Annotated in this window: 5 protein-coding genes; all 5 read right to left on the bottom strand. The window is 64.4% G+C overall.

Features of this window, described 5'->3' with window-relative positions; genetic code table 11:
• Nucleotides 1–110: 110 nt before the first annotated feature.
• Nucleotides 111–1,883 carry a glucan ABC transporter ATP-binding protein/ permease gene (locus X756_RS147140; protein WP_023672897.1) on the bottom strand — a complete coding sequence of 591 codons (1,773 nt, stop codon included), beginning with the start codon at nucleotides 1,881–1,883 and terminating at the stop codon, nucleotides 111–113.
• A gap of 343 nt (nucleotides 1,884–2,226) precedes the next feature.
• Nucleotides 2,227–10,806: a glucoamylase family protein gene (locus X756_RS147145; RefSeq protein ID WP_023730509.1), complete on the bottom strand. Its 8,580-nt coding sequence runs from the start codon at nucleotides 10,804–10,806 to the stop codon at nucleotides 2,227–2,229.
• 313 nt (nucleotides 10,807–11,119) lie between these two features.
• Complete coding sequence (locus tag X756_RS147150; RefSeq protein ID WP_023711610.1) at nucleotides 11,120–11,698, bottom strand: HutD family protein; 579 nt, start codon at nucleotides 11,696–11,698, stop codon at nucleotides 11,120–11,122.
• 12 nt (nucleotides 11,699–11,710) lie between these two features.
• On the bottom strand, nucleotides 11,711–13,384 hold the full coding sequence (hutU, locus tag X756_RS147155; RefSeq protein ID WP_023672900.1) for a urocanate hydratase: 1,674 nt from the start codon (nucleotides 13,382–13,384) through the stop codon (nucleotides 11,711–11,713).
• 25 nt (nucleotides 13,385–13,409) lie between these two features.
• Nucleotides 13,410–14,222, bottom strand: coding sequence for an N-formylglutamate deformylase (gene hutG / locus X756_RS147160; RefSeq protein WP_023682914.1), 813 nt, complete (start codon nucleotides 14,220–14,222; stop codon nucleotides 13,410–13,412).
• Nucleotide 14,223: the final 1 nt, after the last annotated feature.

The following is a 14,223-nucleotide window of genomic DNA, read 5'->3' as shown; positions in this document are numbered from 1 at the left end:
CTCCCCCTCGTCGGGAGGGTCGCTGCGAAGCAGCCGGGTGGGGGTGGTGGGGCACTACCCCCACCCGGACCCTACAGGTCCGACCTCCCCACAAGGGGGAGGTAAAAAAGCTACGCCGCTTCGATATTCACGGTGCGGCTGAGGCGGCGGACTTCCTCGTCGTTGAGCAGGCCGCCGGCGCGCAGCAGGCTGGCGAAACGGCCATTGCGCAGCGACAGTTCGGCGAAGCCGCCCATCTCGACCACCTTGCCCTTGTCCATGAACACGACCAGGTCGGCGTCGCGGACGGTGGTCAGGCGGTGGGCGATGATGAAGGTGGTGCGGTTGCGCCTCAGTTCGTCGATGGCTTCCTTGACGCGGTCCTCGGTCTCGACATCGAGCGCGCTCGTTGCCTCGTCGAGCACCAGGATCGGTGCGTCCTTGAGCACGGCGCGGGCAATGGCGATGCGCTGACGCTCGCCGCCTGAAAGCTGGCCGCCGCGCTCGCCAACGACGGTGTCATAGCCGGCGCTCTTGGCAAGGATGAAATCCTGCGCGGCAGCCGCATTGGCGGCGGCGTGAACCTCGTCATAAGTCGCCTCGGCACGACCGACGCGGATGTTGTCCTCGATCGAGCGGTTGAGCAGGCCGGCATCCTGGAAGACGGTGGCGATCGAATGACGCAGCGACTTGCGGGTCACCGTGCGGGTGTCGATGCCGTCGATCAGGATACGGCCATGAGACGGCGAGAAGACGCGCTGCAAGAGGTTGATCAGCGTCGTCTTGCCGGCGCCGGTCGGGCCGACGATGGCAACCGTCTGCCCGGCCTGGACTTCGAAGGAGACGTCGTCGACGCCCTGCCTCGAATTGGCAAACTCGAAGCCGACATTCTCGAAGCGGACGTGGCCGGTGACGTTGGTGAGGTCGCGCAAGCCGTCCGGCTCGGCGGAGTCGGCGGCCGAATCCTCGAGGTGATAGAAGTCCTCGAGCTTGGCGCGGGCTTCCGAAATCTGGTTGGCGAAAGCCGACATCTGGTCGAGGCGGGCAATCAGCAGCGTGGCAAAGCCGGTGAAGGCGATGACGTCGCCGATCTTGAGCTGGCCATGGGTGACCAGATAGGCGCCGATCAAAAGCACAACCATCATCGAAATGGTCGACGACAGGCGGTGCAACGCATTGGCCATCGCCCACCAGTCGAGCACCGGGTTCTGCGCGTCGAGCAGGTTCTTGACATAGCGGCGCAGCGTATCGGCCTCGTGGCCGAGACGGTTGTAGCTCTGCAGCACGGCCACATTGCTGACCGAGTCGGTCACATGCGCGAACACCTGATGGTAGTGGCGCTCCACGGCGGCCTGGCCTGCCTTGGTGCGCTTCATCACAAGCCGGCCGATGCCGACATAGAGAACGCCCAGCGCCATCAGTACCAGCGACATGCGCAGATCCATGCTTATCGCGGTCGGGATCAGCAGAGCCAGCGCAACCGCCGTCGACAGATGCTGGCGCATGAATTCAAGCCACAGGCTGAACAGCGTCTCGACGGCGCGCAGCAGCGTGTGCAGCGCGTTGGAGGTGCCGCGCTGGTGGTGCCAGGCGAGCGGCATGGTGATCACGCGCTCGAACGACTGGCACAGCACCTCGCTGCGACGCTTGTGGGCAAAACGGTCGGCGCCGCGCGCCACCAGCACGAAGGCGACGATGTTAAAGGCGCCGAGACCGGCCCACAGCGCGAGCGTCGAAAACACCGAACCCTTATCGGAGATGGCGTCGATCACCCGGCCGAACATGATCGGCTCGAGGATGGCGATAATGGCGAGCGCGACATTCGCACCGCAGATAAACGCAACGCGCTTCCTGTCGGCTGCGAGATAACCCAGCGCTCTCCAGTAGATTTGCAGAAGTGACACTTCAGCTACTCCGCCCAAAACATTATTGTGCACCGCACCATTTCTTGACACGTACCGGTTAACGGGTCGCAAAACAATGCCCGTCTACCTCTTCCGTTCCCATTCTGCGAACAAAAGATGACGACGTTGCGAAATCTGCCGTGATCACCTAACGGTTTGAGATAAAAGGTGAAATGTCAGTCTTGCGGCAAAATCATGGCAGCAGCTGGCGCTGCCACATTTTTAGTCACTGCACGCTTGGACCGCCGTTATCGGGAAGGCACGCCGTTCTGCGCCAGGAGCATGCCGAAGTAGAAAACGCGCGCCTCGAAAGGCGCGCGTCAATAACCTGAAGCCTTTGATTTTACGCGGGTATCTTGACGACCACCTCGGTCTTGTCGCCGGCTTTCGGCTGAAAACCGGAAGACTTTGTCTTGGTTCCATTGACTTCGAGCGAGATGAATTTGGCCTTTTTGTCGCGGATGACGCGAACCTTGATCTCCGACCCCAGCATCTTCAGCGTGGCAGAATAGCCGTCCCAATGGCTGGGCAGTTTCGGCCGGAACGTGATCTGCTTGCCCCGCCGCTCAATGCCCAGAATTCCTTCGACCGCAGCACGGTAGAGCCATCCCGCTGAGCCCGTATACCAGGTCCAGCCGCCGCGACCGCCCTTGCCCTCACCGGAATAGATGTCGGCGGCGACGACGTACGGCTCGACGCGGTAATGCTCGGCCGATGCATCGTCGAGCGCATGGTTGACCGGGTTCAGCATCGAGAAGCAGCGATAGGCATCGTCGGTGCGGCCCATTTCAGCGAGCGCGATGACAAACCAGGTCGCCGCATGGGTGTACTGGCCGCCGTTCTCGCGCACGCCCGGCGGATAACTCTTGATGTAACCAGGGTCCTTTCTCGTGTTCTGGAAGGCCGGGGTAAACAGTTTGACGATCTTGAGCTTGTCGTCGACCAGCAGGTTCGTCGCCTGCTGCATCGCCGTGGTCGAGCGCGCGGGGTCGCCCTCGCCGGAGAGCACGCTCCACGACTGCGCGATGGAGTCGATCTTGCACTCGTCCGAATTATGCGAGCCAAGCGGCGTGCCGTCGTCGTAGCTGCCGCGGCGATACCACTGGCCGTCCCAGGCGGTGCTTTCCAGCGCCCGCTTCAGCACATCGGCGTGTTTTGTCCAGGCCTGCGCCCGCTTGGTGTCGCCCTGCCCCTTGGCCACGGTGGTAAAGTCGCCCAGCGTCTTCAAAAGGAACCAGCCGAGCCAGACACTCTCCCCCTTGCCGGCTTCGCCGACGCGGTTCATGCCGTCGTTCCAGTCGCCGCCGAGGATCAGCGGCAGCCCGGCCGGGCTGCTGCGCTTGACCGCAAGGTCGAGCGCGCGCGCGCAATGGTCGTAGAGCGAAGCGTTCGTCTTGGAGATTTCCGGCGTGAAGAAGGCGTCGTGCTCGCCCTCGCCCAGCACCTGCCCGTCGATGAAAGGCAGCTGCTCCTTCAGGATCCCTGTATCGCCGGTCACCTCGATGTAGCGATTGGTGGCATGCGCCAGCCAGACCACATCGTCGGAGATCATGGTGCGCACGCCGGCGTCGGTGCGCGGCAACCACCAATGCTGGACATCGCCTTCGGGGAACTGCCGGCGCGCCGCATTGAGGATCTGGTCGCGCGCCAGTTTCGGATCATGCGCAAGCAGGGCCAGCGTGTCCTGCAGCTGGTCGCGGAAGCCGAAGGCGCCGCTTGCCTGATAAAAGGCCGAGCGGGCGCGGATGCGGCAGGCCAGGCTCTGATAGGGCAGCCAGTGATTGACCATGGCGTCGAGCGCCTTGTCGGGCGTCTCGACCTGGATGGTGTCGAGGAAGCCGCGCCAGACGCGTTCATTGTCGGCCAGCCGCTGGTCGAAATCCTTGCCCGAATGGGTCTGCACCAAAGCGCTCGCCTCGGCTGATGTGGCGGCGTCGCCAAGCAGCCAGACCAGCGTGACGTCGCCGCCGGCGGGGATGTCGACATCGCTGGCGACAGCTGCGCACGGATCGTCGCCGGCCTCGACGCGGCCCGACAGGCCGGCTCCGCTGACGACGGCGTGCGGGAAGGCGCTGGTGCCATGCCTGCCGATGAACTCGCCGCGATCGGCTGTCACCGAATGCACCGGACCGGTGGCGGCCAGGAAGGCCACCCGGTCGCCGAAATCGAGACCGTAGGGGTTTTGCGCCAGAAGCGCGCCGGTCGCTGGATCCCTGGACGGGATGATGGTCGCAGCCGTGCTCGAGCGATGGCTGCCGAGAACCCATTCGGCATAGGCATAGACGCGCAGCCGCGCCGGCGCCGAGCCCGAGTTCTGGATGCGCAGCCGCGTGATCTTCACTGGATCGACGGGATCGACGACGTGCGTCAGATCCATCGACAGCGGGCCGCGTTTGGACCGGAAGGTCGAGAAGCCCTGGCCGTGCCATGTCTCATAGGTCATCGAGGGATCGCGGACCACGGCAGCCAGCGGCGAGAATGCCTTGCCGCTGGCCTGATCGTAGATGTAGATGCCCTCGCCCGGCCGGTTGGTGACCGGATCGTTCGACCATGGCGTCAGTTGGTAATCGCGGCTGTTGCGGCTCCAGGTGAAGGCAGCGCCTTCGGCCGAGACATGGAAGCCGAACGAGGCGTTCGAGACGACGTTGATCCAGGGCTGCGGAGTCGTGCGCCGGCCGGTGAGACGCGTGACATAGTGACGGCCATCGCCTTCGAAACCGCCGAAGCCGTTCCACTGGCTGAGGCCGCTGCCGTCGGCGCTGCTGTCGGACGCGGCATGGTATGCAGGCGCCGCCGGCACCGGCAGAGACGGCTCGCGCAGTGACGCGGGGGCCGCCGGCTGCAGGGCATCGCGTGCTTGCAAGGCTGCCGCCTCGGCGCGTTCGATCTGGTCGAAGATGGTGCCGTTGCGTGTGTGCAGAACCACGCGGGCAACCGCCAGCAGCGTCTTGTACGTCGCCTCGTCCATCAGGTCGCGGCGCACGGCGAAGATGTGCTGGCGCGGCCCGAGTTCCTTGCCGCGCAGGCGGCTGTTTTCGCACAGCGTTTCGACCGCGCGCTGCAGGTCCTGGACATAGGACGATGCCTGCTCGTTGACGACCACGAAGTCGATCATCATGCCGCGGGCGCGCATATACTCCTGGAAGCGCAGCGCCTGGGCGACAATTTCGAGGTCGGCCACGTCGCCGATGCGGACCAGGAAGATCGGGAAATCGCCCGAAATGCTGGTCGGCCACAGGCTGGACTGCTTGCCCAGCCCCGAAGCGATGGATTCGCCGGGCAGGCGCAGGAACGGATCGGGATAGATCAGGAAGCGCGCCAGCTTCTGCACGTTGGCGGCGTCGGTCAGGCTCAGACCAAGATGGCGGGTCTGCACCTGCGAACGCGTCCAGGCAAGCATCGCCTGGCGAGCAAAACTTTCGGGATGGTCGAGCCTGGCGATGGCCTCGTCCAGTTCGGCGCGGTTGGCGCCGACGGCGGTCCAGAAGGTCAGCGATATCTTCTTGTTGGCCGGCACCCGCACCTGGCGGCGCAGGGCCGCTACCGGATCGAGGGTGAAGCCGTGGTGACCGCCAAGCTTGGCGCCGGGATCGAAGGCCGCCGCTTCCGCGATGGTACGGCCACGGCCGATGAAGGCACGGCGGTCGGTTTCGGCCTCGGCATCGCGCGCCGACCCGGACGGATCGGTGACGAAATGCACCATGGTGACGTCAGGCTCGTTCTTGTCGCGCTTGCGCCTGGTGGCAAAGATGGCACCGTTGTTGGCAGCGATCTCGGTCTCTATAAACATTTTCGAGAACGCAGGATGGGCATTGTCGGACGCTTCGTTGCCCAGCACCAGCTCGGCAAAGGAGGTCACCTCGATATGCCGGTCAGTGGCGCCGTCGTTGTAGAGCGTGACGCGCCGTCCCTCGCCATTGCCTTCCGAGATGACGATGCATTCGACCTCCGAACGCAGCGAGCCCACTGTTTTGACGAAGCTCGCCTTGTCGTCGGAAAACAGCGTTTGCACTCTCTCGCCGGTCGCCTGCTTCGGCTCTGCGGTGGCCGACCACCAGTCGCCGCTGCCGGCGTCGCGCAGGAAGATGTAGGAGCCGAGCCGGTCTTCGGTCGGATCGGGCTGCCAACGGGTGACGGCGAGTTCGCCCCAGCGGCTGTAACCGGAACCGGTGGCCGAGACCATGACGGAGTAGCGGCCATTGGACATGACGCTGGTGGCGCGCAACGCCCTCAGCGGGTCGAGGACGATGCGCGAATCCGGGCTCTCGACCTCGGTCTCGTCCTTCGAGCGCTCGTCGGCTTCGGTCCTGACCGTGGCGGTCGGGATGTCGCGCGGCGCCCTCTCCTGCAGCAGGAGTTCGGCAGACTCGATCACCGGATCGCTGTGGAAGCGGTCGCGCAGCCGGCCCTCGAAGATGGCGTCGGCAACGGCGGCGATCGACATGCCGGAGTGATGCGCCATGTAGTTCAGGACAACGGCATGGTCGGTGCCTTCCGGCACGCGCTGCGGCGTGAAGTCGACGGCGTCGTAAAAGCCATGCCGGCCGAGAGCGCCGATGGAGCGCAGCCTGGCCAAATTCTGGACGGATTCGCGCGGTGTGAACTGCGCCGCGAGGATCGTGGCGTAAGGCGCGATCACCGTGTTCTGGCCAAGGCCACGCTTGAGCCCAAGTCCGGGCACGCCGAAATTGGTATACTGGTAGGTCAGTTCGCGGTCGCGGGCATTGTAGGCCGCTTCCGAAATGCCCCAGGGCACGTTCTTCGAACGCGCGTACTGGATCTGACGCTTGATGATCAGCTTGCTGGTCTGGTTGAGGATCGAGCCCTGCGGTTCCTTCATCACCAGTGGCGGCATCAGATACTCGAACATCGAGCCCGACCAGGACATCAGCGCACCCTGGAAGCCGATCTCGACGATCGGCCTTCCAAGCCGGAACCAATGCTCCGTGGGCAGGTCACCCTTGGCGATGGCGAACAGGCTGGTCAGCCGCGCCTCGGAGGCGAGCAGATCGTAGCAGCTCTCATCGAGCTGATGCTCCTCGACCCGGTAGCCGATTGACAGCAGTTTGCGCTCCTGACGCATCAGGAAAGAGAAATCCATCTCGAAGGCATAGCGGCGGCAGCGTTCGCGCAGCGCCAGCAGCTTGGCGCGCAAGGCTTCGACGGCGTTTTCGTCGCTGTGCGAGTCATGCACATGCGCCTCGCAGGTCGCTTCCAGCCGTGCCGCCCAGTCGGCGATAATGTCGCTCCGCTGCGATCCGGCCTCGGTGTGGATGGCGGTGGCGAGCTTGCGGATCTCGCCGGCAAGCACGGCCAGGTTAATCGTGCGGATTGAGGCCATCTCCGGCTGCGCCTTGATGGTCATGACGGCGCGCCGCATGCCGTCGAGGCGGTCGGCCAGACGCTGGCGCAACGGCCGCAGTTGCCGGCGGTCGTCAGGCAATTCCTCGAGGCTCTCGTCGAGGATGCTCACCGTGTCGAGGACGCCTTCGAAATCGCCCTGCAGGTGAACGGACGGGGCTTCCGCCCACTCCGCACAGGCCGCCGCCACCGCGACCAGATGTCCGGCGAGATTGCCGCTGTCGACGGCCGAGATGTAAAGCGGATAGAGCGGCTTGAGCGTCGTGGTGTCGTACCAGTTGAAGAGGTGGCCGCGGTTGCGCGGCATGCTCTCGATGGTCGTCATGGTGGCGTCGATCCGGGTGATGGCGTCGGAGAGCGCAATCCAGCCGAAATCGCGTGCCGACACCACCGACAGCAGGTAGACGCCGATATTGGTCGGCGACGTCCGCGGCGCTACAACCGGCGCCGGGCTTTCCTGGAAATTGTCGGGCGGCAGATTGTGGTGCTCGGCCGTGACGAAGGTTTCGAAATAATGCCAGGTGCGGCGCGCCACGGTGCGCAGCGCGTGGATGTCGGCCTGCGATATGCGCAGGCGGTCCTCGGTCTCGGCCGAGCGGCTGATCCAGCAGGCAACCGCCGGCGAACCGATCCAGAACAGAGCGAAGAAGAAGGCGACGAAGGCACCGGTGGAATCGGCCAGCACGGGGATAGCGAGACCGACGACGCCGATGATCACGGCGCCATACATCATGCTGTAATAGGAGCCGATATCGTTGTCGCCGCCCTTGTGCGCCTGCGACGCGGTGCGCCATTCCAGCAGGTTCTGGCGGCTGACGAACAGGCGGTAGAGCGTGCGCACGATGGCGTCGCCCATCATCCAGGCATTGTGCGCCATCAACAGCACTTTCAGCGCCACAAGGGCCGTGCCGAAGACGGTGTCGTGCGCCAGTGCGGAGAAATGGCCGCGCGGCGTCTGGTCGCCGCTCTTGGGCAGGATGGCGTTGACGACATCGAAGGTCGGCGCCATGAACAGCGACAGGATCAGCAGCGCCTGCCACTGCGCGGCCTGCGTGAAGGGCAGTAGCGTCCAGCCGGCGATCGCCGCCATCACCCAGAAGATCGGGGTCAGCGAGCGGCGCAGATTGTCGACCATCTTCCAGCGCGACAGCGCCGGCACGCCGGAACGCGGCGAGAAGATGAAGCGCAGCAGCTGCCAGTCGCCGCGCGCCCAGCGGTGGTGGCGCGAGGCGTCGACCGAGTAGCGGGTAGGATAGTCCTCGACCAGTTCGACGTCGGTGACAAGTGCTGCGCGCGCCAGCGCACCTTCGAGCAGATCGTGGCTGAGGACGGTGTTTTCCTCGATGCGGCCCTGCAGCGCCGCCTCGAAAGCGTCGACGTGATAAAGGCCCTTGCCGGTGAAGGAGCCGTCGCTGAAGACGTCCTGGTAGAGATCCGAGACGGCAAAGACGTAAGGATCGAGACCGCTGTTGGACGAGAAGACGCGCTGGAAGAAAGAAGCGTCGTCGCCGCTGGTGAGCGAGGCTGTGATGCGCGGCTGCAGAATGGTGTAGCCGGCGGTAACGACGCGCTTTGTCGCGTCGAAATGCGGGCGGTTGAGCGGATGGGCGAGCTTGCCGACCAGTGACGACACGGCGTCGCGCGTGGTGCGCGTGTCGGCGTCGAGCGTCATGACATAGACGACCTTTTCCGGCAGCGGCACGTCGAGCGGCAGGAAGGTGGTGTCGCTGTCGCCGCGCAAGAGAAGGTTCAGCTCATGCAGCTTGCCGCGCTTGCGCTCCCAGCCCATCCAGGCGCCCTGCGCCTGGTTGTAGAGCCGGCGGCGATGCAGGATATAGAAACGCGGCGCGCCTTCCGAGGGATAACGGGCATTGAGCCTGGCGATCTCGTCGCGCGCATATTGCAGGATCTCGATGTCGGCGGCGTCGATCTCGGTCTTGGAATCCGGCCAGTCGGACAGCAGCGCGAAATGGATTTCTTCGGCCGTGTTGGCGAGGTGATGCACCTCGATGTTGCGGATGTTTTCCTCGACATCATCGCGCGAGCCGATCAGCGACGGCACCACGACCAAGGTGCGTGATGCCGCCGGAATGCCGTGCTTGTAATCATAGCCGACGAGCCGCGTCGGCTTCAGGAACAGTGAAACAACGGTGTTGAAGAAGGCGAGCGCGCCTTCGCTGGCAGGCACCGCAAACAGCGCCAGCATCAGCGTGATGGATTCCACCGACAGGCCGAGATGGGCAAGCGCATTGCCGGAGACAACCAGCAGTAGCACCGTCAGCAGGAAGACCGGCACAACGATGCCGAGCCAGCCCGTGGCGGTGAAGGCGCGCTTGAAGGTCACATGGAAGGGCGGCCGATAGCCGATCGCCTTTTCCAGATCCGGCCGGCGCGGGCCGACCAGGAAGAAGCCGACATCGGTATGCATGGCCGGATCGGCTGATGCATCCGGCACGCCGGAGGCATCGGTGACCCCGGGAACATGGCTGGCCAGCTCGATGGCCTTTTCGGCGACACGGAATTCGGACAGGTCGGAACGGCGCGCCAGTTGCTCGATCGACGTGCGGTACTGGTCGCGCGAAAAGAAATCGAGCGCGGCGAAATCGGTGCGCTCGCGCAACAGCGTGTCGATGCGGCTGACGCCCTCGAACCACACCGTCCAGTCGACGTCGTTGATGAGGCGCAGGCCGCGGATGATGTTGCCGGTGGTGACATTGCCGCTGGACAGCGTGCGATGCTCGGAAATGATGATTTCCTCGGCGTCGGAGCCGGTTTTCTCGAGCTCGACCTCCAGCCATTCCAGCGCCCTGCCGGCATTCTGCGAGCCGTCGCGCAGGCGGTAGAGCAACTGGGTGGCGAAGGTGGTGTCCTGCGCATGCGCGCCGTAGCCCGACAGGATCTTCCGGCGGTCTGCATTGTCGTCGGTCGCCAGCACGCGGTCGGCGACCTCGTTGGCGATATGGCGCATCTGCCTGGTGCGGTCGACGCGCACGGCGATGCGGCGCAGATTCTCGATCAAAACGAAGCGCAGCAGCGACGGCAGCGCCCAGAGCTCGCCGATCTTGAGCGGCTCGACCGACTGAAAACCCTCGACGATGGATTTGAACATGGTCGCCGAAACCGAACTGTCGGAATGGGCGACATAGCTCCAGGCCAGGGCCAGCGCGCGCGGCACCGCGGCGCGATCGGCCACTTCCAGGGTCGGCAACTGCCGGTAGAAACGGCGCGGCAGGTCGCGCTTGACCTGAAAAATGGTCTCCTCGACGAGATAATTGTTGTCGAGCAGCCATTGCGCGGCAGGCGTGATGGTTTCGCCCTTGGCCTGGGCGGCATTGGTCGAGCGGTAGACTTCGAGGATTTTCTTGGCGCTGTCGCGGATGCGGGCCTGGAAATCGAACGGCGTCAGGCCGAACAGGTCCTTGATGTCGCCCTTGGCAAGGCTTTCGCCCAGCGCGCGCAGCCGCTCTTCGGGCAGGAAATTGGAGCGTATCGGCTCTTCGGTGATGACCGGGAAGCCGGCGCTGGACTTTTCGATATGGGCAGGATTTGTCTGGATATTCATTGAAAATTCCGCATGGGGGACGCGATGCGGCGCCACCGCCACGGCAATGTCCCTAAAACCGATTCAAATGCAATTGGTTGCATGATTACACTGGCCGAAAGTTTTGCTTCGCACCACGCCAGAGGCGTTATCCCTTCGACATTTTAAGTGGGGCTTTCGACAACTTAAGGACGAGCACCCCTGCCCTCCCGTCCGCCTTGGAACGACGGAAGGATTCGGGCTTTTTCGTGATCCAGACAACAGCTTACGCCAGATTTCTCCGGCGTGCGATCATGTTTGGCAACAGGCGTTAATCGTTGTGCTGGCGGTGCGGCTAGCCCAGGCTGGCTATCCGGACGACGAACACGATCGTCGGCCGCACCGGTTCAAGCCGCAGTTTCGCGGCCTGCGGTCCGAGCAACAGCGTGTCGCGAGGTCCGAGGCGCGACGATGTCGCGCCGGTCACGCCGACCTCACCGTCGAACGGCAGGATCAGGGTCATAGCGCTGGTCGGCCGGATATCGGTCGGAACCGAGATCACCAGGCGCTCGACCGTGTGCATGGCCCGCCCGCGGCGGGTCATGACGTTGAGGTCGGTGATCGGACCGGAGATCAGCGCCGCCGAGGTCGGCACATCGGCCGGGAAGGACAGCGGGGCGGAAGCCGCCGTCACTTCGGCCGGCCGCCGGCCAGCAATGTCGAGGACGATGCCCTCGCCTTCCAGCACGGCCAGCGTGCGGTCGACGCCGGCAAAGCCCGAGAACGGCCCGCTATCCTCGACTCGCGCCATCGAAACGCGCCAGTCGAAATCGTCCAGGCCGGCGCCGTCCGGCGAGACGGCGATCTCGGTGGTCGTGCCGCCGCCATTCTTCCACGGCATGACCCGGTAGTCGGCGGCCCGTAGGATGCGCATCATTTAAGCCAATCAGCCTAAAATACCGGGCAGATTGAGCTGGTGCTCCTTCGCGCACTCGATGGCGATGTCGTAGCCGGCATCGGCGTGGCGCATGACGCCTGTCGCCGGATCGTTCCACAACACGCGCTGCAGGCGCCTTGCGGCGTCCGGCGTGCCGTCGGCGACGATGACCATGCCGGCATGCTGCGAGAAGCCCATGCCGACGCCACCGCCATGATGCAGCGACACCCAGGTTGCGCCCGACGCGGTGTTGAGCAACGCATTGAGCAGCGGCCAGTCGGAGACGGCGTCGGACCCGTCCTTCATCGCTTCCGTCTCGCGGTTGGGCGAAGCCACCGAGCCGGAATCGAGGTGGTCGCGGCCGATGACGACGGGCGCCTTGAGTTCGCCCCTGGCCACCATCTCGTTGAAGGCGAGCCCCAGCCTGTGGCGGTCGCCGAGGCCGACCCAGCAGATGCGCGCCGGCAGGCCCTGAAAGGCGATGCGCTCACGTGCCATGTCCAGCCAGTTGTGCAGATGGGTGTTGCCGGGGGTGAGTTCGCGCACCTTGGCGTCCGTCTTGTAGATATCCTCGGGATCGCCCGAAAGAGCAGCCCAGCGGAACGGGCCGATGCCGCGGCAGAACAGCGGCCTTATATAGGCCGGCACGAAACCCGGGAAAGCAAAGGCGTTCTCGAAGCCTTCGTCCTTGGCGACCTGGCGGATGTTGTTGCCATAGTCGAGCGTCGGCACGCCGGCATTCCAGAACGCGACCATCGCCTCGACATGCTCGCGCATTGAGGCGCGGGCGGCCTTCTCGACAGCCTTGGGATCGGAGACGCGCTTCTCGCGCCACTCAGCCATCGTCCAGCCCTTGGGCAGATAGCCGTTGATCGGGTCATGCGCCGAGGTCTGGTCGGTGACCATGTCGGGGCGGATGCCCCGCTTGAACATTTCCGGCACGATGTCGGCCGCATTGCCGAGCAGGCCGACCGACTTCGCCTCGCCGGCCTTGGTCCAGCGCTCGATCATTTCCATCGCTTCGTCGAGCGTCTCGGCCTTCTCGTCGACATAGCGGGTGCGCAGCCGGAAATCGATCGAGTCCGGATTGCATTCGATGGCGAGGCAGCAGGCGCCGGCCATGACGGCGGCAAGCGGCTGGGCGCCGCCCATGCCGCCGAGGCCGCCGGTCAGGATCCATTTGCCCGTAAGGTTGCCATTGTAGTGCTGGCGGCCGGCCTCGACGAAGGTCTCGTAGGTGCCCTGCACGATGCCTTGCGTGCCGATATAGATCCAGGAGCCGGCCGTCATCTGGCCGTACATCATCAGGCCTTTTTTATCGAGCTCGTTGAATTTATCCCAGGTCGCCCAATGCGGCACGATGTTGGAGTTGGCGATCAGCACGCGCGGCGCATCGGTGTGCGTCCGGAAGACGCCGACCGGCTTGCCGGACTGGACCAGCAGCGTCTCGTCTTCATTGAGGGTCTTCAACGAGGCGACGATGCTGTCGAAATCGTTCCAGGTGCGCGCGGCCCGGCCGATGCCGCCATAGACGACGAGCTCATTGGGGTTTTCGGCGACATCGGGATCGAGGTTGTTCATCAGCATGCGCAGCGGCGCTTCGGTCGTCCAGTATTTGGCGTTGAGCTTGTCGCCGCGGGGCGCGCGCACTTCGCGGATGTTGTGGCGAGGATTGTTCATCATTGTCCCTTTGGAGTAAGGCGGCGTCTCAGCGCCCGGCCCAGTCAATGGCGGATTGGAGGATTTTCGTCAGTGTGGCGCGCATCGGCGCGGCGAACTCGGCATCATAAGGCACCGGCCAATTGTCCGGTTCGCCCTTGCCCTCGGGCTCGCGCAAATAGCCGCGATCGGCAAGTTCCATCTGCAGCGCATGGTAGCCGCCTTGCGGATTGCCGAAATAGCGGGTGATCCAGCCGCCCTTGAAACGACCGTTGATGACATTGCTTTCACCGCTCTCGGCCATGATCTGACCAACCAGCGCCTGCAGCGTAGGATCCGCGGTCTGGCCGTCATTGGTGCCGAGATTGAATACCGGCAGCGTGCCGTAGAACAGGCGCGGCAGCACCGACCGGATCGAGTGGCAATCGTAAATGACGACCTTCTCATGCAGGCCGCGCAGCCTGACGGCCTGGGCCGCCAGCATTTCATGGTAAGGCACGAAATACGCTATGCGGCGCTGGTCTATCTCCGACGGCGTCGGTTCCGCGCCGGGCAGATACAGCGGATCGCCGTCGAAGGTCTCGGTCGGGCATAGCGTCGTTGTCGTCTGCCCGGGATAGAGCGAGGCGCCGGAAGGATCGCGGTTGACGTCGATGACGGTGCGCGAGATCGACGTGTGCACGACAGTCGCGCCAAGGCCGGCGGCAAAATCGTAGAGATTGTCGATCCACCAGTCGCAATCGCGGCGGCCGAGCCAGGGCGAGACCAGCCGATTGTCGATGCCGGCGAGATCGATACCCGTGTGCGGGATGGACACCAACAGGGGTGCCGTGCCTTCCGTCACTGTCAGCCAGTCGGTCATG

The sequence above is a fragment of the Mesorhizobium sp. LNJC405B00 genome (assembly GCF_000502615.1).
Lineage (GTDB): Bacteria > Pseudomonadota > Alphaproteobacteria > Rhizobiales > Rhizobiaceae > Mesorhizobium.
Note: the sequence above shows the minus strand (reverse complement) of the source record. Positions and strands in the feature narration are given on the sequence as shown.